Annotated in this window: 22 protein-coding genes and 3 tRNA genes; 14 read left to right on the forward strand and 11 right to left on the reverse strand. The window is 39.3% G+C overall.

The genetic code is table 11. From position 1 onward, the window contains the following. Window positions 1–108 precede the first annotated feature (108 nt). The 3 genes from ACMAZA_RS02420 to ACMAZA_RS02430 all read left to right on the forward strand — a co-directional run bounded on the left by ACMAZA_RS02420 (window position 109) and on the right by ACMAZA_RS02430 (window position 4,496). Complete coding sequence (locus ACMAZA_RS02420) at window positions 109–1,122, forward strand: glycine betaine ABC transporter substrate-binding protein (protein ID WP_435189709.1); 1,014 nt, start codon at window positions 109–111, stop codon at window positions 1,120–1,122. Window positions 1,123–1,284: 162 nt separating this feature from the next. After that, complete coding sequence (locus ACMAZA_RS02425) at window positions 1,285–3,456, forward strand: ABC transporter permease subunit (RefSeq protein WP_435189710.1); 2,172 nt, start codon at window positions 1,285–1,287, stop codon at window positions 3,454–3,456. Beyond that, window positions 3,453–4,496 carry a quaternary amine ABC transporter ATP-binding protein gene (locus ACMAZA_RS02430; protein ID WP_435189712.1) on the forward strand — a complete coding sequence of 348 codons (1,044 nt, stop codon included), beginning with the start codon at window positions 3,453–3,455 and terminating at the stop codon, window positions 4,494–4,496. The genes ACMAZA_RS02425 and ACMAZA_RS02430 overlap by 4 nt, the downstream gene beginning before the upstream one ends. Here the strand turns inward: ACMAZA_RS02430 and ACMAZA_RS02435 are convergent. From ACMAZA_RS02435 to ACMAZA_RS02450, 4 genes are read right to left on the reverse strand one after another with little or no spacing between them, the layout of a single operon-like run. Further along, entirely contained in the window at window positions 4,493–6,061 is a 1,569-nt protein-coding gene (locus tag ACMAZA_RS02435) for a peptide chain release factor 3 (RefSeq protein ID WP_435189713.1), read from the reverse strand. The two genes, ACMAZA_RS02430 and ACMAZA_RS02435, sit on opposite strands and share 4 nt — an antisense overlap. Window positions 6,062–6,066: 5 nt before the next feature. After that, window positions 6,067–6,633, reverse strand: a complete 567-nt coding sequence (dcd, locus tag ACMAZA_RS02440) for a dCTP deaminase (protein WP_435189715.1) — start codon at window positions 6,631–6,633, stop codon at window positions 6,067–6,069. 34 nt (window positions 6,634–6,667) lie between these two features. Next, window positions 6,668–7,753: a phospho-N-acetylmuramoyl-pentapeptide-transferase gene (mraY, locus tag ACMAZA_RS02445; protein WP_435189716.1), complete on the reverse strand. Its 1,086-nt coding sequence runs from the start codon at window positions 7,751–7,753 to the stop codon at window positions 6,668–6,670. A gap of 2 nt (window positions 7,754–7,755) precedes the next feature. Further along, window positions 7,756–8,748 carry a peptidylprolyl isomerase gene (locus ACMAZA_RS02450; protein ID WP_435189718.1) on the reverse strand — a complete coding sequence of 331 codons (993 nt, stop codon included), beginning with the start codon at window positions 8,746–8,748 and terminating at the stop codon, window positions 7,756–7,758. Window positions 8,749–8,890: 142 nt separating this feature from the next. On the opposite strand from ACMAZA_RS02450, the gene ACMAZA_RS02455 reads away from it, so the two are divergent. Then, the gene (locus ACMAZA_RS02455) at window positions 8,891–9,127 is read left to right on the forward strand and encodes a YfhL family 4Fe-4S dicluster ferredoxin (RefSeq protein ID WP_435189720.1); all 237 of its coding nucleotides are present in this window, start codon (window positions 8,891–8,893) and stop codon (window positions 9,125–9,127) included. Between the two features lie 8 nt (window positions 9,128–9,135). Here ACMAZA_RS02455 and ACMAZA_RS02460 read toward each other — a convergent pair whose 3' ends face one another. Next, the gene (locus ACMAZA_RS02460) at window positions 9,136–10,245 is read right to left on the reverse strand and encodes a pyridoxal-phosphate-dependent aminotransferase family protein (RefSeq protein WP_435189722.1); all 1,110 of its coding nucleotides are present in this window, start codon (window positions 10,243–10,245) and stop codon (window positions 9,136–9,138) included. A gap of 208 nt (window positions 10,246–10,453) precedes the next feature. Between ACMAZA_RS02460 and ACMAZA_RS02465 the strand changes: the two genes are divergently transcribed. From ACMAZA_RS02465 to ACMAZA_RS02485, 5 genes are read left to right on the forward strand one after another with little or no spacing between them, the layout of a single operon-like run. Further along, a complete protein-coding gene (locus tag ACMAZA_RS02465) occupies window positions 10,454–11,884 on the forward strand; it encodes an FAD-linked oxidase C-terminal domain-containing protein (RefSeq protein WP_435189724.1) in 1,431 nt (476 codons plus the stop codon). Window positions 11,885–11,886: 2 nt separating this feature from the next. After that, window positions 11,887–12,450 (forward strand): FAD-binding protein, encoded by a 564-nt coding sequence (locus tag ACMAZA_RS02470; protein ID WP_435189726.1) that lies wholly within the window; start codon window positions 11,887–11,889, stop codon window positions 12,448–12,450. Next, window positions 12,450–13,604 carry a glycolate oxidase subunit GlcF gene (glcF, locus tag ACMAZA_RS02475; RefSeq protein WP_435189727.1) on the forward strand — a complete coding sequence of 385 codons (1,155 nt, stop codon included), beginning with the start codon at window positions 12,450–12,452 and terminating at the stop codon, window positions 13,602–13,604. Before ACMAZA_RS02470 ends, glcF begins: the two co-directional genes overlap by 1 nt. Continuing rightward, window positions 13,597–14,919 carry a 23S rRNA (uracil(1939)-C(5))-methyltransferase RlmD gene (gene rlmD / locus ACMAZA_RS02480; RefSeq protein ID WP_435189729.1) on the forward strand — a complete coding sequence of 441 codons (1,323 nt, stop codon included), beginning with the start codon at window positions 13,597–13,599 and terminating at the stop codon, window positions 14,917–14,919. The genes glcF and rlmD overlap by 8 nt, the downstream gene beginning before the upstream one ends. Window positions 14,920–14,961: 42 nt before the next feature. After that, the gene (locus tag ACMAZA_RS02485; protein ID WP_435189731.1) at window positions 14,962–15,375 is read left to right on the forward strand and encodes a rhodanese-like domain-containing protein; all 414 of its coding nucleotides are present in this window, start codon (window positions 14,962–14,964) and stop codon (window positions 15,373–15,375) included. Here ACMAZA_RS02485 and uvrD read toward each other — a convergent pair. Both uvrD and ACMAZA_RS02495 read right to left on the reverse strand, forming a co-directional pair. After that, window positions 15,372–17,543, reverse strand: a complete 2,172-nt coding sequence (uvrD, locus tag ACMAZA_RS02490; RefSeq protein WP_435189733.1) for a DNA helicase II — start codon at window positions 17,541–17,543, stop codon at window positions 15,372–15,374. The genes ACMAZA_RS02485 and uvrD overlap by 4 nt on opposite strands. An 11-nt stretch (window positions 17,544–17,554) precedes the next feature. Then, window positions 17,555–18,082 (reverse strand): TlpA family protein disulfide reductase, encoded by a 528-nt coding sequence (locus tag ACMAZA_RS02495; RefSeq protein WP_435189735.1) that lies wholly within the window; start codon window positions 18,080–18,082, stop codon window positions 17,555–17,557. 11 nt (window positions 18,083–18,093) lie between these two features. On the opposite strand from ACMAZA_RS02495, the gene arsC reads away from it, so the two are divergent. Next, window positions 18,094–18,441, forward strand: coding sequence for an arsenate reductase (glutaredoxin) (gene arsC, locus ACMAZA_RS02500; protein ID WP_435189737.1), 348 nt, complete (start codon window positions 18,094–18,096; stop codon window positions 18,439–18,441). Window positions 18,442–18,447: 6 nt separating this feature from the next. Here arsC and rlmH read toward each other — a convergent pair whose 3' ends face one another. Genes rlmH through ACMAZA_RS02520 form a run of 4 tightly spaced genes read right to left on the reverse strand, consistent with a single transcriptional unit; the run spans window position 18,448 to window position 20,558 of the window. Beyond that, window positions 18,448–18,915 (reverse strand): 23S rRNA (pseudouridine(1915)-N(3))-methyltransferase RlmH, encoded by a 468-nt coding sequence (gene rlmH, locus ACMAZA_RS02505; protein WP_435189739.1) that lies wholly within the window; start codon window positions 18,913–18,915, stop codon window positions 18,448–18,450. Then, window positions 18,905–19,240, reverse strand: coding sequence for a ribosome silencing factor (rsfS, locus tag ACMAZA_RS02510; RefSeq protein ID WP_435189741.1), 336 nt, complete (start codon window positions 19,238–19,240; stop codon window positions 18,905–18,907). The genes rlmH and rsfS overlap by 11 nt, the downstream gene beginning before the upstream one ends. After that, window positions 19,237–19,839, reverse strand: a complete 603-nt coding sequence (gene nadD, locus ACMAZA_RS02515) for a nicotinate (nicotinamide) nucleotide adenylyltransferase (RefSeq protein ID WP_435189743.1) — start codon at window positions 19,837–19,839, stop codon at window positions 19,237–19,239. Before nadD ends, rsfS begins: the two co-directional genes overlap by 4 nt. Continuing rightward, on the reverse strand, window positions 19,836–20,558 hold the full coding sequence (locus ACMAZA_RS02520) for an MBL fold metallo-hydrolase (RefSeq protein ID WP_435189745.1): 723 nt from the start codon (window positions 20,556–20,558) through the stop codon (window positions 19,836–19,838). Before ACMAZA_RS02520 ends, nadD begins: the two co-directional genes overlap by 4 nt. Window positions 20,559–20,639: 81 nt before the next feature. On the opposite strand from ACMAZA_RS02520, the gene ACMAZA_RS02525 reads away from it, so the two are divergent. The 4 genes from ACMAZA_RS02525 to ACMAZA_RS02540 all read left to right on the forward strand — a co-directional run bounded on the left by ACMAZA_RS02525 (window position 20,640) and on the right by ACMAZA_RS02540 (window position 22,032). Further along, a tRNA-Ala gene (locus ACMAZA_RS02525) sits at window positions 20,640–20,715 on the forward strand. 16 nt (window positions 20,716–20,731) lie between these two features. After that, window positions 20,732–20,806: transfer RNA gene (locus tag ACMAZA_RS02530), tRNA-Glu, on the forward strand. A gap of 67 nt (window positions 20,807–20,873) precedes the next feature. Further along, window positions 20,874–20,950 (forward strand) — tRNA-Glu (locus ACMAZA_RS02535). A gap of 128 nt (window positions 20,951–21,078) precedes the next feature. Continuing rightward, the gene (locus tag ACMAZA_RS02540; RefSeq protein ID WP_435189747.1) at window positions 21,079–22,032 is read left to right on the forward strand and encodes an HpcH/HpaI aldolase/citrate lyase family protein; all 954 of its coding nucleotides are present in this window, start codon (window positions 21,079–21,081) and stop codon (window positions 22,030–22,032) included. Window position 22,033 lies beyond the last annotated feature (1 nt).

A 22,033-nucleotide genomic window follows, 5' to 3' on the forward strand; every position in this document is an offset into this window, starting at 1 on the left:
TTTTTTTAAAAAAAACTATAAAATTTATTTTTCTATTGCTATAATCATTTTAGAGTATGAAATTGTTCACTCTCTGTTTTTAAAATAATCCTTTAGGAGAAAGAAAATATGAATATTAAATTCACGACTAAAGTATTTGGTGTGGTAGCTGCAGCTTTATTGCTCAGCACTTCAGCGAATGCTGCAAAATGTGGAAAAGTTACAATTGCAGATATGAACTGGGCTTCAGCTTCATTGATGGCAAATGTTGACAAAGCTATGTTAGAGGCGATGGGCTGTGAAGTTGAGCTAGTTGCTGGTTCAACAATGCCTACATTCACTTCAATGAATGAAACTGGTCAACCTGATGTTGCACCAGAGATTTGGGCAAATGCAATGGCAGATCTAGTTGACAGTGCTGTTGGCGCTGGACGTTTACACATTGGTAATATTGCACCAATGAGTGGACTTGGAGAAGGTTGGTGGGTTCTTCCTCACACACTTGATGCTCACCCAGAGCTGACTACTGCGCAAGCAATTCTAGCGCGTCCTGACTTATTCCCAGACAAAGAAGACCCTTCAAGAGGTGCCTTCCATGGCTGCCCTGCTGGTTGGGGTTGCCAATTGTCAAATCAAAGCCTTTACAAAGCGTTCGATATGGAAGCTTTGGGTTGGAACCTGATTGATCCAGGTTCTGCTGCAGGACTTGACGGTTCAATTGCAAAGGCATCTGAGCAAGGTGAAAACTGGTTTGGTTACTACTGGAACCCAACTTCACTAGTTGGAAAGTATGGTTTGACAGCTGTTGATTTTGGTGTCCCATATGCTGGTGATGACAATTGGGTTGGATGTATCGCACTAGGAGCTGATAACTGTTCAGATCCTGAGCCATCAGCATGGATTAACTCACGTGTTAACACTCTACTTAGTGATAATATGTTCTATAACGGACCTAAAGGAGCTATGGATTACTTTAAAGCTCGCACATGGCCTGGTAGTGTCATGAACGAAATGCTAGTTTGGATGGAAGATACAGGTGGAACTGGAGCGGACGCTTCTGTTGAGTTCTTATCTTCTCATGGAGATGTTTGGAAAGCTTGGGTAAGCGCCGATGTTGCTGCCTCAGTAGAAGCTTCTCTATAACTGAAAGACCAGTAAGTTAATACTTACTAAAAAAATTGCCCGTAGTTAAGTCGAATGCGGGCAATTTTTTATTATTAAATCAATTCAAAAGTTATTAGACTAATTGCTAATAATTTTTGAATTGAAACTGTTAGAATATGCAGAAAATTAAAGGAGCTCATTATGGCAGCAGTTAGGCCTCTACCTCAACAAAGCATTATTGAATGTATACCCCCTGCTTCTGAAATTGCAGATCTAAGGATACTCAATAAGGATCTGAATTTTATACAGGCGATGACCAAGAGGGCGGATGATCTCAATGCTCAAGCACAAGCTGCAACTGATTATTCTGAGTTAGTAAAGATATCGGATAGTTTTTCTAAGCTTGCTGAAAGGGCTGAAGTAAAAACAAAAACCTTAAAAGAGCTAACTAATGATTCAAACCCACTAACTGAAGTGAATAGCTCGGCAGAGCTTCTTGAAAAGGTTCAAGTCTTATCTCAAACGCTTGAGTCAAAAACACAAGAGCTTTCTGGTTTATATAACTCTAATGAAAGTTCATTGATTGATAGTTATGAAAGTTCCATTGCAGAATTAAATAATCAGGTTGATTTGACATCGTCCCCAGATGGAGTAGTTGCTCTATTTCCTCAAATAGAATCTCTGTTTCAAGAGATAGAAGAAAATACTCGATATGTAAGTAATAGTTCTGAAGCTTCTACTTTAACTGAAAATGTTCAGAAACTTTCAAGTAATTATGCAGATAAGGCGGAGCAGTATAGCGACGCATTTATGAATGAAATGGGTTCTCAGATTGCTTTGCTTAATGACGGCATCAATTCTTTGAGAGCAAATATTGACTATCTTAACTCAAACTCCTCAGTTCAGTCACACCTTGAGAGGCTCTCTGAGATTAGAGAGCAAGTGAATGCATCTGCCTCAATCTACAAGAATTATCCGGGTGCTCGTGATATGGTTTACAACCTTGATACTGTTAGTATCTCTACGCATGCAAGAGTTGAACAAATGGCTAATAGTTACGAGATTGTCTCTGAAGAATTAATGCCTTTGGTTGATAACCCTGAGGCTCTCGTAAGAGCAGTCAAAGAAGCTGCGATAAGAACCGATGTTTCAACCATTGAAAATGTTCTTATTCCTCTTACTAATAAAGCCAATGAGCTCAGTGCAAAAGTGATTGAACTTGCTGGACGCTATGATGCAGGAAACTACGGAGATATTAAGGTCAGGGCCGTCTCAAATTTTGATAAAACAGTAGAGCGACTTGACAGACAATACATTGCAATAAGATCTACCGACCCTGAGGCTTTGGCAGCTAATATATCGGGCTTATCAAGCAATATTGAAAGTAATATGAGTGCAATCAGATCTGTTGATCCTTCCTCTCAAACTGAATATTTTGCATCATTAAATTCAAGAGTTGTTGACTCTGTAAATACCTCCGATTTCAGCATATTTGTGAATAACGTCATTTCCATACCAGGCGATGTGATGATGAGCTCCAGAAACTGCGTTGATGCTGCGTTTAAAGACTTCACAAGAGAGTTTGGAAACAATATCGAGTCATTCTTTGACCCCCTCTTAACTTTTTTGATTGTCATTGAAAAGCTACTTCTGTCAACTCCTTGGCCTATCTTTTTGGCTGTGGCTGGCGCTCTTGCATGGCTAGGTTCCAGAAGCATTAAAGTCTCAATTGGTGTTATGGCAGCATTCTTTGTGATTGGTTTCCTAGATATGTGGGAGCCAATGGTCTCTACCGTAACGATGATTTCAGCGGCAACATTGCTCTGCCTAGCGCTAGGTATACCGCTCGGAATTTGGATGTCTCGATCCGATCGAGCGCAATCCTGGATTACGCCTGTTTTAGACATTATGCAGACCATCCCATCTTTCGTATATTTGATTCCGGTAGTTATGATGCTTGGAATTGGAAAGGTTCCAGGGCTTATTGCAGTATGTATCTACGCAATGCCGCCAATTGTAAGGCTAACGAATTTAGGTATTCGTTTAGTTGATAAAGAGGCCATGGAGGCGGCTGATGCATTTGGAGCGACTTATAGGCAGAGACTATTTATGGTTCAAATGCCACTAGCACTTCCTAATATTTTTGCTGGTATCAACCAAACCATTATGATGGCCTTAGCCATGGTTGTAATTGCGTCAATGATTGGCGTGGCAGGCTTAGGTTTGCCGGTATTACAAGCTGTTCAAAACCAATTCCTATCAATGGGAATGCTTAATGGCTTAGCAATTGTTGCTCTTGCTGTCATTTTTGATAGAGTTTCACAGGCATTTGGTACCAGAATACAGAAACACCGTTCAGGAGACGTACTATGACTCAGGACATTAAAGTTAAAATTTCTAACCTGACTAAAATTTTTGGTCCCAAGGCCGAGTCTGTCCTAAAGCACGTGGATAATGGAATGGGTAAAGATGATCTCCTCAAGGAGCACAAGCATGTTCTTGGCTTAAGTAATATTAATCTTGAGTTAGCCAACAAGAACATTGAAGTGATCATGGGGCTTTCTGGATCTGGAAAGTCAACACTGATTCGTCATATTAATAGACTCATAGAACCAACTGCTGGATCAATAATGATTGGTGGAGAGGATGTTATTCAGATGCCTATGGAAAAGTTAAGGCAGTTTAGACAACAGAAAACTGCAATGGTATTTCAAAGCTTTGCATTACTCCCTCACAAAACGATTATGGAGAATGTTTGTCTTGGTGTTCATTTGCAAGGGATAAAGGCAGATGAGGCTACTAGCAGAGCAAAGAGGTGGATTGATCGAGTTGGATTAACTGGTTATGAAGATCGTTACCCCTCGCAATTATCAGGTGGTATGCAGCAGCGTGTTGGTCTTGCTAGAGCGCTGACCTGTGATACAGAGATTCTGATGATGGATGAGGCGTTTAGTGCTCTGGATCCATTAATTCGAAGTGATATGCAAGATTTGCTTTTAGAGCTTCAAGAGGAGCTTCACAAGACGATTATTTTCATTACTCATGATCTTGATGAGGCCCTTAAGATTGGAGACAGAATTGCGATTCTTAATGGTGGTGAGCTCGTTCAGCATGGTACGTCTCAGGAGATTCTAATGACGCCTGCTGATGACTACGTTAGAGACTTTGTTAAAAAGGTGAATCGCTCACATGTTCTTCATGCAAATTCAGTGATGACTGATCAGAAGCCAGCAAAAGGTTCTACCAATATTAAAGTTAATGAAATGGATTCAGTCGATTCAGTGTTGTGTGAGATGTTAAGGCAGAATGCAGACTGCTGCATTGTGCAGGATTCCAACGGATCAGATATCGGCTACCTAAACAAGAAAGATATAGCTGAGGTTGTTCAGCCACTAGAGGCTGTTGACAATTAATGCTCCCTTGTTGCGCTGAACGTTAAATCTGGATGCCGCTCTAAGGTGAGTTGAAGATTAACCATGCTTGGCGCTAGATAAGTCAGCATGCCGGCGCTATCAATGGCAATATTATTACCAGCTTTGATCTTTAATTGCTCAATGTCTTTGTCTGAGCCGCTTACCCATCTTGCAGTTGCAACGTTGATTGTTTCGAACTGACAATCAACACCGTACTCATACTTGAGTCTATGTGCAACAACATCGAATTGTAATATGCCGACAGCTCCTAAAATTTGAGAGCTGTTTGAAGTGGGTCTGAAAACTTGAGTCGCTCCCTCCTCTGAAAGCTGATCTAATCCTTTTTGAAGTGCTTTAGCTTTCAAAGGGTCTTTAAGCTGAGCCCTTCTGAATAGCTCTGGAGCAAAGTTTGGTATTCCCTGAAAATTGATTTTCTCACCTTGAGTAAAGGTGTCACCTATACCAATTCCACCATGATTGTGAATCCCAATAACATCACCAGCATGAGCTAGATCAGTTGAGCTTCTTTCTCTTGACATAAAGGTAACAGCGTTAGCAATCTTGATTTGTTTGCCAGTTGAAACTTGAAGGACTTTCATTCCTTTTTGATACTCCCCGCTCACTATTCGCATAAAGGCTAAGCGGTCATGGTGTTTTGGATCCATATTAGCCTGAATTTTAAATACGAAGCCTGATAGTTTGTTTTCATCCGGCATAACCATTCTAGAATCACTCTCTCGTCCCTGAGGAGTAGGAGCATATTGAATAAATCCATCAAGCAGGTTTTCAATGCCAAAATTATTAATTGCTGAGCCAAAAAAAACTGGAGTCTGTTTACCTTCCAGAAATTCATCTAAACTGAAAGGATTTGTTGTTCCTGCAATGAGCTCAATTTCATCACGAGCCTCGTTAGCCAAGTTTTCTCCAAGAGCTTCATCTAGCTGAGTATTGTTGATTCCATCAATTATAGTATTGTCACCGATACTCGCATTTTTTCCACTTTCAAAAAGATAAACCTTGTCCTCAAGAAGATGATAAACACCTTTAAAGCCCTTGCCCATTCCAATTGGCCAAGTTATTGGTGAGCATTCAATGTTTAAGACAGACTCCACCTCATCAAGGAGTTCAATGGGCTCCTTACCCTCACGATCCAGCTTGTTAATAAATGTCAAAATAGGCGTATCTCTTAGCCTACAAACCTCCATGAGCTTAATAGTTCTCTGCTCAACGCCTTTGGCAACATCGATAACCATTAGTGCTGAGTCAACAGCTGTTAGTGTTCGGTATGTGTCCTCAGAAAAGTCTTCATGTCCTGGAGTATCTAATAGGTTAATGACATGATTATCATACGGAAACTGCATGACAGATGAGGTCACTGAAATTCCTCTCTCTTTTTCCATTTCCATCCAGTCACTCGTGGCATGAGTATCAGCCTTTCTGGCTTTAACGCTACCAGCAGTTTTGATAGCACCGCCATATAGCAAGAGTTTTTCTGTGACGGTCGTCTTGCCTGCATCTGGATGAGAAATAATCGCAAAAGTGCGACGCTTAGAAATTTCAGACATGATAACTAGGCCTTAGGTAGAGTTACACCAGTTTGGCCTTGGTATTTTCCATTTCTATCTTTATAGGAGGTTTCGCACATCTCGTCAGACTCAAAAAAGAGCATTTGGGCTACGCCTTCATTCGCATAAATCTTTGCTGGAAGGGGGGTTGTATTTGAAAATTCAAGAGTGACATGCCCCTCCCACTCAGGCTCAAGCGGAGTAACATTCACAATGATTCCACATCTTGCATAGGTTGATTTTCCAAGACAAATGACAAGCGTTGATCGCGGAATCTTAAAGTACTCAACTGTGCTTGCTAGTGCAAAAGAGTTAGGCGGAATTATGCACTCGTTAGCATTGACCTCGACAAAGCTTTGTTCATCGAAATTTTTAGGATCTACAATATTGTGATTTATATTGGTAAAAATTTTAAATTCAGTTGAGCACCTAACGTCATAGCCATAGCTTGAGGTTCCGTAAGAGATAATCTTCTGATTCTCTGACTTACGAATTTGTTGTGGCTCGAATGGAGTGATCATCTCACTTTCTTGAGACATTTTTTTAATCCATTTGTCTGATTTAATACTCATGGGACGATATTTTACAGTTCAAAGCTTTGGTGAGTTATCTAATCTTGATGCTTGCCAGGCTAATTAGAACAAGAATTAGCGTTACAATCCAAAAGCGCACAATAATCTTGGGCTCTTTGAGACCTTTTTTTTCAAAGTGGTGATGAATTGGTGCCATCTTAAAGAACCTCTTTTGCGTTCTCTTATAGTATGCTATTTGAATGATCACTGACAAAGTTTCTGCTACAAATATTCCACCCATAAGGATTAATAAAATTTCTTGATGGACAATAATGGCAATGACAGCCAGTACTGCCCCCAGCGCTAAAGATCCAGTATCACCCATAAAAATTTCAGCTGGGTAGGTGTTAAACCATAAGAAACCAAAGCCTGCCCCTATAAGAGCCGCACATAAAACAAATGCCTCTCCTGTTCCAGGCATGAATGGCATGTTGAGATAGCCAGAAAAATTATAGTTACCACCAATATAGGCAAAGACCCCAAGGGCGCCACTAATAATAATAACGGGCATAATGGCCAAGCCATCTAAACCATCTGTCAAGTTAACAGAGTTTGAGCCACCAACAATTGCAAACCAGCCAATAATTAAAAAACCTATTGCATTAAGGGGAATGATTAGATCTTTAAAGAAAGGAATTAAGAGTTCAGCGCCAATGGTTTTTGAATTTAAACTGAGAAGCCAAAAACAGATCAAAAGGGTGCTAATTGTTTGTGCTGAGAGTTTTTGTCTTCGGCTTAGTCCATCAGAGTTCTGTTTTTTGATCTTTAAGTAGTCATCAATAAAGCCTATTGAACTAAACAAAAGCGCAGTAACAATGACTATCCAAAGGAATGGGTTTTGCCAGTCACCCCAAATTAAAACACTAATAAAAAAAGCAAAGAAAATAAGGACGCCACCCATCGTCGGAGTCCCTTTCTTTTCAAGATGCGTTTCAGGGCCATCATCACGAATGACCTGTCCAATTTGATACTCTTGAAGCTTACCAATAATCCATTTACCTAAAAGCAAGGTAATCAGAAGAGCTGTCATCATCGCAAAGACCGCCCTAACAGTCAGATAACTTAGAACATTGAATCCAGTATCTAGTGAAGAGAGAAAGCTTAAAAGCTCAAGAAACATGCCTAGTTATCCTCAGCAGAAATGAGTATTAAATCAAAGATTAAGAAGGCATCTTGAGGAATGTTTCCACTAGGAGCATTCCCAAAGACTGATTCATAAGTCGCAATTGCAGTTCGCTTCTCTCCAATCGTCATCTTTTGAACATTTGTCTCTATGATGCTGATAATCTCACCCGTTCCCAAAGGAAAAGGAATGGGGCTTCCTGGAGGGCGCATAATCTCACCAGTATTTGCACTAAGAGCAATATCCACTGTCACCACTTGACCAACACTTGCGAAATCCCCACTGCCCTCTGAAGTGATAGTTGTGAAGTAGCCTAAATCGTCTTTTACAGCATCTGGAAAATTCGAGGCTACATAGGATTCAAAATCTTTTTGGCGAAGATTCTGTTGAGCAATAATAGCTTCATTGGCTTTTTCAATTAAGGAATTAAAAGAATCTTCGTTAGCTACAAATTTATTTGCTTCTTCACCAATGCGCTCAATTCTTACCGTTTCTAAAACGTCACCCTGTTCAATAGCATTAACAACATCCATGCCCTCAACTACGCTCCCAAATACGCTGTGCTTTCCATCAAGCCAGGGCGTAGGTACATGTGTAATGAAGAATTGTGAGCCGTTGGTATTAGGGCCAGAATTAGCCATCGATAGTACTCCAGGTCTGTCATGAATAAGATCACTAAATTCATCTGCGAACATATATCCAGGTCCACCCGTCCCGTTACCCTTTGGGTCACCACCCTGAATCATAAACTCATCAATGACTCTATGAAAAGTTAGCCCGTCATAATAGGGAGTGCCAAGATCTTTTATACTCTGCTTTGTCCCCTCAGCAAGTGCAATAAAGTTTGTAACGGTAAGAGGTGCTTTTTTATAGGCAAGTTCAACTGTAATTTCTCCCTTGTTTGTTTGAAGATGAGCAAAGATGCCATCATCAAGACTTGCAAAAGAAAGAGTTGAAATGAGAATTGAAAAGATAGCTAGAAGTTTACGCATAATAACCATAGAAATAAAATGATTAATGATACCCAAAATCATCAATATTTTAGAGCTGTTACGTTAAAATATACCCCTAATAAATGAATATCCACAACTTTCAAAGCTGTGGGATTTAAATAATTTAATTGAGGGATTTTTTATGTCTTTGCTTATTACAGATGAATGCATTAACTGCGATGTTTGTGTTCCTGAATGCCCGAATGAAGCTATTTATATGGGCGAAGAAATTTATGAAATTGACGGCGACCTCTGTACAGAGTGCGTTGGTCATTTTGATACCCCTCAATGTGTCGAGGTTTGCCCAGTAGATTGTTGCCTTCCAGACCCAGACAGAGTCGAGACAGATGAAGAATTGCTAGCGAAAATAAAAACTTAGTAAAGTTTTTATAAAACCTCTTTAAGGGCCTTCAAGCAGAGCTCTACATTTTCTTTTCTTGATGTGTGCCCCATCAAACCTATTCTCCAAATCTTTCCTGCTAGGTCTCCAAGTCCAGCCCCTATCTCTATATTAAAGTCGTTAATTAATGAAGAGCGAACTTGGGCGTCATCACTGCCCTCTGGAATGTATACGCTGTTGAGCTGAGGCAGTCTACTTGACTCATCCACCAAGTAACTAATCCCAAGCTCACTGAGCCCAGCCTTTAGGAGTAGGTGATTTTCTTTGTGACGTGACCAAGAGTTTTCTAACCCCTCTTCAGTAAGCATGACCAGGGATTCATGGAGGCCATACAGTGTGTTGACTGGTGCAGTGTGATGATAGGCTCGCTTTGCACCCTTACCCCAATAACCCATGACTAAGTTTAGATCTAAAAACCAGCTAGTGACAGGTGTTTTGCGATGTGTAAATTTATTTATAGCTTTGTCACTAAAGCTTACAGGTGATAGCCCTGGCATTGCTGACAAGCATTTTTGTGAGCCGGAATAAATCGCATCAATGCCCCAGTCATCAACCCTTAGTTCAGAGCCAGCCAGAGATGTTACCGCATCCACAATGGTAAGACAGCTATGTTGTTGAGCTAATTTACAGATACTTTTTGCATCTGATATAGCCCCAGTTGAGGTTTCTGCATGAACAAAAGCAACAATTTTAGCATCTGGATTATAGATTAAAGCCTGTTCAACTTTTTGAAAATCAACCGGCTTTCCCCATTCATCATTTATGATGACTGCTTCACCTCCAACGCGAGTGACATTTTCCTTCATGCGTGTTCCAAAAACACCATTGATGCATACAATCACTTTATCACCAGGCTCAACAAGGTTAGCAAAACAGGCCTCCATACCAGCAGACCCAGGTGCTGAAATAGGCATTGTAAGCTCATTTTCAGTGATGAATGCATACTTCAGCATCTGCTTCGTTTCATCCATCATGTCAATAAATGCAGGATCAAGATGACCTATCGTTTGACGAGCCATCGCATTTAAAATTCTTGTGTGAACGTCTGAGGGTCCAGGACCCATCAGTAATCTTTTAGGCGGTATGAATGATTTCATTTTTATATTTAGTAGTTAATTTTTTATTCTTGCTGTTAGTGACGACAATATTTCAAAGCGAATTAAAACAAGATATAATTTTTTTATAATTATCTTAGATATAAAAAATATTATTAATAATTAAATTCATAACCGCTTGAATTTAATTTTAGATAATTAAGATTTATTTATCTATGATAGAAATATCCATAACAATTGAAGGCTCAACGTGTCAACAATTTCTCAGTTAAAAAAATCACTCCCAAAAAATATAGTCCTTATTGGTGAAGAAAATACTCGCCCTTTTGAGTGTGATGGGTTGAGTGTTTATAAACAAAAGCCAATGGCAGTCGTTTTGCCTAATGAGGTAGGTCAGGTCAAAAAGGTGTTGGAGATTTGTCGAAAAAATAAAACTCCTATCGTTACAAGAGGGGCTGGAACTGGCCTGTCAGGCGGCGCAATGCCAATCAAGGATAGTGTTGTTTTAGGGTTATCTAAGTTAACCAAAGTGATATCTATTAACCCAGAAGAGTTGACAGCTGTTGTTGAGCCTGGTGTTAGAAATTTAGCTATCAGCGAAGCTGCTGAAGAGTACGACCTCTATTATGCGCCAGATCCGTCATCCCAAATTGCTTGCACGATTGGCGGTAATGTTGCTGAAAATGCAGGAGGGGTTCATTGTCTTAAGTATGGGTTAACTATCCAAAACATTGAATCGATAAAAATATTGACCATAGATGGAGATGAGTTAGTTTTTTCGAGGGATGACGAGGGATTGGGTCTCTTAGCTTTGATGACTGGCTCAGAGGGTCTGCTTGGAATCATTACTGAAATAACGGTAAAGCTGACTAAAAAACCAGAGGTTGCTAAACTGATTATGGCTGGCTTTGACAGTGTAAGAGATTGTGCAAATGGTGTAGCTGAAATTATTAAGAATGGCATTATTCCAGCGGGATTAGAAATGATGGATGAGTTCGCTATTCAGGCGTCAGAGGAGTTTGCACAGCCAGGATATCCTTTAGGTTCAAAAGCTTTACTACTTTGTGAGTTAGATGGCTCTGAAGAGTCTGTGATTCCTGACGTTGATACTGTTGTCAGTCTGCTTTCAAAGGCAAGCTCATTAAGAGTCTCAGAGTCGGAAGATGAGAGGCTCCTGTTATGGAAGGGTAGAAAATCAGCTTTTCCTGCAGTTGGGAGAATATCACCCGACTATTATTGTATGGATGGAACAATACCTAAAAGGTATCTAGCCGATGTGTTAGAAAAAATCAATGCCATGTCAAAGCGATTTAACCTCAGAGTAGCTAATGTCTTTCATGCAGGAGACGGTAACCTCCACCCGTTGATTCTATATGATGCAGGAGTTCCAGGAGAATTAGAAAAGGCTGAGGAGTTTGGAAATGAAATTCTTAAGCTCTGCATTGAAGTGGGAGGAAGCATCACTGGAGAGCATGGCGTTGGTGTTGAGAAATTAGATGCAATGTGTTTCCAGTATAGTGATGCAGAACTTGATGTTTTTCATCAAATAAAAGCTGCATTTGATCCGCAGACGCTTTTAAATCCAGGTAAGGCAGTGCCCTCGCTTCATCGGTGCGCTGAATTAGGAAATATGCATGTTCATCACGGAATTCTTCCACATCCAGAATTAGAGCGATTCTAATTATGAAGACTATCGGAGAACTTCAAAAAAAAGTTAGAAATGCAAGTCAGCTAAGAATATCAAACTCTATTGACGAGTCTAGCGATGAATTATTAAATATGAAATCATACTCTGGTGTTGTTGAGTACTTTCCAGAAGAATTAGTTATAACAGTTAAAGCAGGAACATTAATTAAAGACATAAGTCAGACTTTAAGAAAAAAAAATCAAGCGCTGCCTTTCTTTATAAAAGATGAGGAGAAAACAATTGGATCTCTCTATGCTACTGCAGGCTCAGATTTGTCAGATAGCGTTTTGGGGGTTCAGATAATCAATGGAAAAGGAGATTTATTAAATTTTGGTGGCCAAGTTATGAAAAATGTTGCTGGTTATGATGTCTCGAGGCTTTTAGTGGGATCGATGGGTAAGCTTGCAGTTATAACACAAATCAGTTTTAAAGTTTTTCCTGAGAAATTGGCTCATGAAAGAAGAATTAATCAGCCAAAGAAAATTAATGACTCACCTCTTAGAGAAGAAATAGAACAGAGACTGAAAGATGTATTTGACCCTTATGGAGTGTTTGTTTAATGTATGCAGATATTAAAAATATCAATATATCAGAGCAAACAAGAGACAAAGCGACTCAAATTATTGAGTCTTGTGTGCATTGCGGTTTCTGCTTAGCAACCTGTCCAACCTATCAGCTATTGGGTGATGAGCTAGACTCTCCAAGAGGCAGGATTTATTTAATTAAGTCTGCTTTAGAGCAAAACCAATTCAGCCTGAAATCATTAAGTCATATGGATCGATGCTTGACGTGTCGTTCATGTGAAACGACTTGTCCGTCAGGTGTAGAGTATGGCCAGCTTCTTGAAATAGGTCGAGATCTTATGGAATCTAAGAGAGGAAAGTTTCAAGCGCTTTACCGATTTATAGTTAGAAAAACTCTTTTAACCCCGATAATTTTTAAACCATTGGGTTATTTTTACCGCCACTCAAAGATTACCTCTAAACTGTTAAAACCTAAAAAAATAAACTCTAAAGTTCTTTTAATTTCAGGTTGCGTTCAGCCTTCACTTGCTCCAAACATCAATCATAGCATCAAGAATATATTAGCTAAGCTGAATATCGAGGTACTAGAATCATCACAGGGGCAATGTTGCGGTGCACTTGACCAACACCTTGCAGCATCAAGTGATGCCATGAAAAAAGTAAAACAAAATATTGATCGATGGACACACCAACTTGAGTCAGGTGTGGATTCAATCATTTCCAGCGCAAGTGGATGTGGTGTGATGATTAAAGATTACCCTAGGCTTTTTAAAAGTTCTGATCCATATTTTCAAAAGGCACTGTTTGTGTCCTCAAAAACTGAAGATATTGCAGAATTTCTTTCATCTAAAGATTTAAGTGGGCTTCATTTAACAGAATTAAACGTTACTTATCATGAGCCATGTACGATGCAACATGGACAACAATTGGGCGGCTTAGTTGAGTCAATACTCTCCCAATTCGGATATACTAAAAAACCAGTCAAAGATTCACATATTTGTTGCGGCTCTGCAGGTACATACTCAATTTTTGAGACTAAAATATCAAACCAACTCAGAACCAACAAGATTAAACATTTAAATGCTTCAGAACCTAACATGATAGTTACCAGTAATATTGGATGCTTGCTGCATCTTCAAAAAGGAAGCTCTATTCCAGTCAAGCATTGGGTGGAACTTTTAGATGTCTAGAAGAAGAAAATTTAAAGCCAAGATTTATGAAATTGAGATTGAATCTCTTTCGCACGAAGGAAGGGGCATCTCTCATATCGATAATAAAGTCATATTTACTAGAGGAGCGCTGCCTGGTGAAAAGGTTGTTGCTTCAAGGACCCTATCTCGCGCAAAATACGAGGAGGCTGATGTTGTAGAAGTTATTGATTCCTCAAAGGATAGAATTGAACCAAAGTGCTCAGTATATGGGATATGTGGTGGATGCTCATTTCAACACCTGTCGAGTCATAATCAAATCAATGCAAAAAATGATTGGCTTCAAAGCGCCTTTCTTGGTCAGGCAAAAGTACAGCCGAAAGAGTGGTTAGAGCCAATTCAAGTTGAAAGCTGGGGCTATCGCAGAAAGGCTCGTTTAGGGGTTCGTTATGTTGCAAAAAAAGAGAAAGTTTTAGTTGGCTTCAGAGAACGAAAATCTTCATTTGTAACTGTTATGAGTCGATGTGAAGTTTTACACCCCTCTCTGGGCGATCATCTAGAAGTCCTATCAGAATGCATTCAATCCTTAAGCATTAAAGAGCATGTCCCGCAGATTGAAGTGGCGATTGCTGAACAAGATACAATTCTGATATTAAGACACCTTCAGCCTCTAAATGATAATGATGAGAAGGTTCTAGATCAGTACGCGCAAAAATTATCCATAACTTGGTACCTTCAGAGTGGAGGTTTAGAAACAATTAAGCCTTTAAATGATTCAGCTCTGCTGACTTATACAATACCAAATCACTCTATTGAGATGACATTTCTTCCTAATGATTTCACTCAGGTCAACTTTGAGCTAAATAAAAAAATGATTGATCTTGCACTAGATCTGCTCCAATTAAACGAAAGTGACGATGTGATTGATCTGTTCTGTGGCCTGGGTAACTTTACACTCCCAATCTCAAGGTATGTGAATAGTGTTGTAGGTATAGAAGGGGATAAGGGGCTTGTCGAGAGAGCAAAAGAAAACGCTAAAGCAAACGATATTGCTAATGCATCATTTTACAAGGCTGACCTCTTTGAAGATGTTTCAGGATTTGAATGGTTCAGAGGAAAAAAATATAATAAAGCATTGATTGATCCAGCAAGAACAGGCGCGATTGAAATTGTTGAGCTCTTACCTAAGCTCAAAGTTGAGAGGCTAGTCTATGTGTCATGCAACCCAGCCACCTTGGCAAGAGATACAGCAAAGCTAATTGATTTAGGATTCTCTTTAGAGAGTGCAGGTGTGATGGATATGTTTCCTCAGACTGCTCATGTGGAGTCAATTGCACTTTTCATTAGAAAAAAATGAGCTTAGAGTATCATTAATATAGAAAACTTTATAGGAAGCAATATGAGTTATAAGAGAAACCTCCTGCCAAAAATGGCAGTTGAGAGAATGAATGAGAATCCAGAGGCTGTTTTGATTGATGTCAGGACGAGAGCCGAACATAAGTACGTAGGGTTTCCGGATAACTCAATTCTTATTCCTTGGTTTGATGAGCCAGATTTAGAGTCTGACCCAGATGCTTTTTATAACTCTGTAATTGATGCACTGAGCGATCGAAGTGACGCCATGGATACAGAACTTATTCTTATTTGTAGGAGTGGATTCAGGTCTAATGAGGCATTAAAGTGTCTACAAAGTAAAGGTTTTACGTGTGTATCTCATGTAGCTAGTGGTTTTGAGGGAGACTTGGATGAGAACGACCATCGTGGAAACCTAAATGGCTGGAGAAATGATGGTATGCCTTGGTCTCAAGGCTAAACAATTTCTAGCTTAGCATAGGAGCTAATGAGCCACTTCGTGCCTACTTTCTGAAACTTTATTTGAAGTCGCATTGAGTCCCCACTCCCCTCATAGTTGAGTATGGTTCCTATTCCAAATTTAGCATGACTGACAAGCTGGCCAATAGCGTATTTGGAATCTGTAGAGCTTGATACCATTTTTTGGGGAGGATTCTTAACATCTTCAAATGATGTTATTAAACTATCACTATTGGGATTTTTAATATAGTTTAAAAAGTTCCTGGGGATTTCATCCAAAAATCTTGAGTTTATCGAGTAGAAAGATTGTCCATGAATGAAGCGTCTACTGGCATAAGAAAGAGTTAGTGAAGACATTGCTCTTGTCATTCCAACATAACAGAGCCTTCTTTCTTCATCTAGTAAGTGAGGCTCATCCTTGCTCTGCCTTGAAGGGAATAAATCTTCCTCTAGTCCTACTAAGAAAACTACCGGAAACTCTAACCCCTTTGCAGAGTGAACGGTCATGAGTTGAACGCACTCATCATTGCTTGGTTTAGAGTCACCGCTGGAATCAAGCGTTGCAAGCGCAATGAATCCTTCAGTTTCACTCATTTCACTCTCTTCTTCATGAATATACTGCTTGGCAGCGGTGACTAGTTCTTCTAGATTTTCTTTTTTACTGCCAGCTTTATCTGTTTTATCATTTAAGTAATGATTCATGAGCCCTGACTGAATCAGAATACTGTCAACTTTCTCGCTTAGATCAAGATTATTGACGCCGTCTCTCATGGACTCAATCAAGTGAATAAAGTTCGTTAGTGCATTGGATGCTCTCGAGGGAAGAGAGTTTTTAATTGATATAGAGGATTGAAATAAATCTGTATGGTTTTCAACTGAATGTGACCTTATTTTTTCAATTGTTGATAAGCCAATTCCGCGAGTCGGGAAATTAACAATCCTCTCAAAAGCGATATTGTCAGAAGTATTTTCAATAAGTCGAACGTAGCCCATTGCATCTTTAATTTCAGCTCTTTCAAAAAAACGTAACCCACCATAAATTCTGTAATTGATGTTTCTTTTGATTAGGGCTTCCTCAAAAACCCTTGACTGAGCATTAGATCTGTAAAGTATGGCGCACTCATTTAGATTTCTGCCTTGATTAAACTGATTTTCAATTTCACTAACGACATATTGAGACTCTTCTGTTTCAGTTCTAGCATTGAAAACATTAATCAAATCACCATCACCAGACTCTGTCCAGAGCGACTTTTCAAGTCGATTTTGATTATTAGCAATCAGTGCATTTGAGGCACTTAAAATGTTCCCTGTGGATCGATAGTTTTGTTCAAGTTTGATGACTTCTATGGGTTTAAAGTCATTCTCTATTTTTTGAATGTTTTCAATTCTAGCCCCTCTCCAGCCATAGATAGACTGGTCATCATCACCCACACAGAAGATATGATTGCTATCATTATGAAGGATTTTGATAAATTGGTATTGAATTCGATTGGTATCTTGGAACTCATCAACCAGAATATGTTTAAATTTATTTTGATAATGTTCTAATAATTTTTGATTATCTTTGAGTAACTCATAACTCTTCACTAAAAGGCCTGCAAAATCGACCAAATCATTTGCTTGGCAGTGCCTTTCATAAAGATCAAATACTTTAGCGCTTTGTTTGACAAAAAAATTATATCCCACATCAATATCTTGCGGCTTGATCCCCTCGTCTTTTTGCTGATTGATAAACCATTGTATTTTTCTGATAGGAAACTTACTTTCATCTATTGCATTTTCCTTCATCAAACGCTTAATAATCCTGTACTGATCCTGAGCATCAAGAATTTGAAAGGTGGGTGATAGATTTGCCTCAATTGCATGAGTTCTTATGAGTCGATGCGCAAGAGAATGAAAAGTTCCAACCCACATTCTACCTATTGGCTGATATAAAAGTTCAGTCAGCCTCTCTTTCATTTCATTTGCAGCCTTATTGGTAAAGGTAACTGCAAGAATATCATCAGTATGGTGATTCTTTTCAGATACAAGGTATTGAATCCTATGAGTCAAAACACGTGTCTTTCCGCTGCCTGCCCCGGCAAGAATTAAAGCATTGATGTCTTCGGACAAGGTCACGGATTGACGCTGCTTTTCATTGAGTCCATCTGCTATTGGCGGTGAAATCATACTGCAGTAATCTAATTAAGTGGTGAGATATATTTATTAAGGTCTTCCACTGTGATCTCTCCCATAAAGGTTTGCAATAGTTCACCTTTAGGACTGTAAATTATGGTTGTAGGCATGCCGATAATCTCTCCAAATTTATTGAACTCAGTGTCATTAATATGACTATATAGAATGATTGGATAGTTGATAGAAAAACGCTCAACGAATTCATTAATTACTTCAATATTAACGGGCTCAAAATCCAAACCCAGAATTTCAACATGCTCAGAGTTTTCTTTATAGAATTCTACAAATGCTGGTATCTCTTTCAAACAAGGGGTACACCACGAAGCCCAGAAATTAATGACTAAATACTTACCCTTCGTATTTTTTTCAGTAAAGATGTTTCCTTTGGTATCTCTCAGTTCAAAGGTAAGCTCTGAGACAGATTCATACCAGGGCATTAGCTTCTTCACAGAGTCCATTACTTCACCAAAACTTAGCGCTTGGCTTGTATGAAAAGGAGCAATCAGGAGGAGTATAATAAGATATTTTTTCATGAATAATTACTATGAGTGCTAAGATTTATCACAATGCCCGCTGCTCAAAATCAAGAGCAACTGTTGCTATTTTAGAACAAAATGATGTGGACTTTGAGGTTGTTAATTATCTTGTTAGCCCGCCTAGTGAATCAGAACTTAAGTCATTAATAAATGACCTTAATATTGGAGCTAGAGATCTTCTTCGTAAAGGAGAGGCTAAATTTAAAGAGCTCGGTCTATCGGATAAGTCACTAAGTGAAGACCATCTTATAAAATCAATGTTAGAGTTCCCTATATTAATCGAGAGACCTATCGTTCGAACAGAAAAAGGGGTTGCTATCGGAAGGCCTCCTGAAAACGTCAATTCAATTCTTTAAAGCTATCTAACTTCTATGATAAGGGTGATTACTGAGTAGGGTGTATGCTCTATAGATTTGTTCCACTATGAGCATTCGAGCCATTGAGTGAGTGAATGTAAGCTTAGATAGCCCCCAGGTTAAATGACATTTCTGCTTCACTTTATTTGAGAGCCCATCTGCACCACCTACAATCAAGGCAACACTATCAGAGTTCAACTGCCAGTTTTCAATTGATTTGGACAACTCTTTGCTGGTTTGCTGTTTTCCCAGCTCGTCAAATGCAATTAAGAGATTTGAGTTAGAGGCGGCATCTAAAATTAATTTTTCTTCTAGACTTTTTGTCATTTCAGGGTTTTTTGTTTTTCTGCCTTGAGGTTCAATTGAAGTGATTTCAAAGTTATAGTTTTTAGGAAGTTGCTTTTTGTAATGCTCAATACCATCGACTATCCAGTCAGGCATTTTTTTGCCAACAGCAATTAGGTTAATCTTCATCTTCCTCGATGGACCACAACCTCTCTAACTTGTAGAATTCTCGTGATTTTTCTGTCATAACATGGACAATGACTTCGCCCAGATCAACCAAAACCCATTCACTGGATTCAGCACCCTCAGTTCCTAGAACTGGCATATTGAGTCTCTTTGCTTCAATACTTACATTATTAGCTATTCCTCTGACATGTTGAATGGAGCGTCCAGTTGCAATAACAATGGCTTCCATGTCGTCGCTCTGCTGCATCACATTAATTGTTGTGATGTCTTCCCCCTTTAATTCCTCAATGATGTTTTCAACAACCCTGATCTGTTCAGTAAGTTTCATATTGATTGAAGAATGTTAATAATTGAAGAGGGGGTCAAACCATCGAGATTTTGGTTGGAGGCAATTTTACCTCTAATATCACTTGACGAAATATCGATCAGCTCAGAATTTGAAAAATATACAAGCCCACTTGTTTTATTATTCAAATGATTCTTATCAAGAGCAATATCAAAAGTATCAAGGCTTTTTTGAGGATGTTCATTCGTATTTCTGGGTAGGATAATTAAATGAACGAGCTTTGCAAATTTATCCCACTTTTTCCATGTTTTAAAGGTTACAAAGCTATCCATTCCAATGATAAGGCAAATTGTATTGTCCTTAAATTCTTTTACTATCTCAGCTAGGGTTTCTATCATATAGGAGCTTCCACCTCGATCAATTTCTCTTGTGTCGATTTCCAGTGCAGGAAACTCTTTGATTGCAAGGCTCAGCATATCTAACCTTTGCTTAGAAGAATAGTGCAGCGAGTTTTTATGAACAGGTACACAACATGGCAAAAGGAACAAGCGCTCAAAATTAAGTTCTTTTTTAATTGATTCTGCAGTTATGAGATGACCTAGATGAACGGGGTCGAAGGAGCCACCATAAATCCCTATCATAACAAAGCGTTTACCTCATCTAGTGTCATTGGCGACATCGGATAAGTTCGAGTAGAGTCATGGACATGCATCCTGTAACGAACGAATGTATCCTCATCCTGAATTAACAAAAAGGGGTTAGCTCTTTTCTGTTCAGCAATCGTGGTTGTAATCTCAGAGCCATAATTGTGCCCACACAGCAAGTGAATGTGATCAGGAACCTGGGCAATGAGTTTCTTGAGTGAGTGATATAAAGTGACTGGGTCTGATCCAGCTAAACTACAGATACCCACTCCGTAGACAAACAAAGTGTCTCCAGCTATGAGGTGCTCATCAAGAAGATAACAAACTCCGCCAGCTGTGTGGCCAGGTGTTTCAATTATCTTAACTTCAATGTTGCCAAGCTTAATCATATCTCTATCGGCAACAGTATGAATAGGGTTTTCAATGTTTAGATAAGGGATTTCATTAATACCAGCGGTAATTTTTGCTCCTGTCTTGTTTGCCAGGTCGTCCACCGCATTGGTATGGTCGCCATGCCAATGAGTAATCCAGATATCCGTTAGTGTGTATCCTTTATCCTCTATTTTTTTTAAAAATAAATCAGGCTCCCATGCAGGATCGACAATGGCACATGTTTTGGTTTCTTCATCAAAAATAAAATGAATTGAGTTTTCATAAGCGCCGATATGATAAAGCACTTCTATCGTGTAATTGTTGCTGTTATATATTTTTTCCATAATTAATATTTTACCAATTTTGACTTGACTGAAATGAGATACAGATTATAATTTACGTTTTTGCTAACAACCCAGTTTTTTGGGGCTATAGCTCAGCTGGGAGAGCGCAACACTGGCAGTGTTGAGGTCGGCGGTTCGATCCCGCCTAGCTCCACCATAGCAATAATGATTTTGTCCGGTTCGTCTATCGGTTAGGACTCCAGGTTTTCATCCTGGCAAGAGGGGTTCGATTCCCCTACCGGATGCCATTTTTTTTGATTAAGTAAGTTAAATTTAACTTACTTAACCAAAGCAGAGCCCTCTAAAATATCTCTTGTCCCGTTCGTCTAGTGGCCCAGGACGCCAGGATTTCATCCTGGAAACAGGTAGTTCGAATCTCCTACGGGACGCCACCCAAAGATAAATACAATCATAATTGACTGGTCAGTTGATTTGATTTAAATCGCTTTTGATAATTACTAAATCTACTCAATTAAATTCTTGATATATTGTTCTGGAGTATTTACTTTAAAGGGGTTTTATGAGTCATATTATCTATGAGCCAGTCAAACAGAGATTGCAGCGAAGTGAGTTAGCTGTTCCAGGATCAAATCCTAAAATGTTTGAAAAGGCTCTTAAAAGTTCTGCGGACTATGTTTTTTTAGATTTAGAGGATGCAGTCGCTCCAGACGACAAAGTGCCTGCTCGTAAAAATATTATCGAGGCGATCAATGATCTAGACTGGAATGGCAACGGAAAGACTATATCGGTTCGAATTAATAGCATTGACACACATTACATGTACCGGGACGTTGTTGAGGTTGTAGAGCACGCAGGAGATAAACTGGATACTATCCTTCTTCCAAAGGCTGGAACAGCATCAGATATTTATATGTTGTCTGCAATGCTGAATCAAATAGAGACCTCTAAGGGTTTAAAAAATAGAATTGGAATCGAAGTATTAATTGAAACGACTCTAGGAATGGCTAATGTGATGGATATTGCGCAAAAAGGTCGTGAGGAGAGGCTTGAAGCGATGCACTTCGGTGTGGCAGATTACGCGGCAAGTTGCAGGGCAAGAACAACAGTAATTGGGGGTTTAAATCCGGATTATCCTGGTGATCAATGGCATGCCGGCCTCTCGCAAATGCTAGTCGCTTGCAGGGCCTATGGCATAAGAGCTATTGACGGACCCTTTGGAGACTTTAATGATCCAGAATCTTATATTGACGCTGCAAAAAGAGGTGCAGCTCTTGGATTTGAAGGGAAATGGGCAATTCATCCTTCACAGATTGATCTTGCGAATGAAGTCTATACCCCACCAGAGTCTGAAGTATCTCATGCAAAACAAATTCTTATAGCTCTTGATGAGGCAGCTAAAGAGGGCAGGGGCGCTGCACAGCTCAACGGAAGAATGATTGATGCTGCCTCAGCAAAGATGGCAGAGAATATTGTAAATACAGATAATGCAATTAATTCAAAACTAAAAGGTTAAT

It is taken from the genome of Pseudothioglobus sp. nBUS_23, from assembly GCF_051201565.1.
GTDB lineage: Bacteria > Pseudomonadota > Gammaproteobacteria > PS1 > Pseudothioglobaceae > Pseudothioglobus.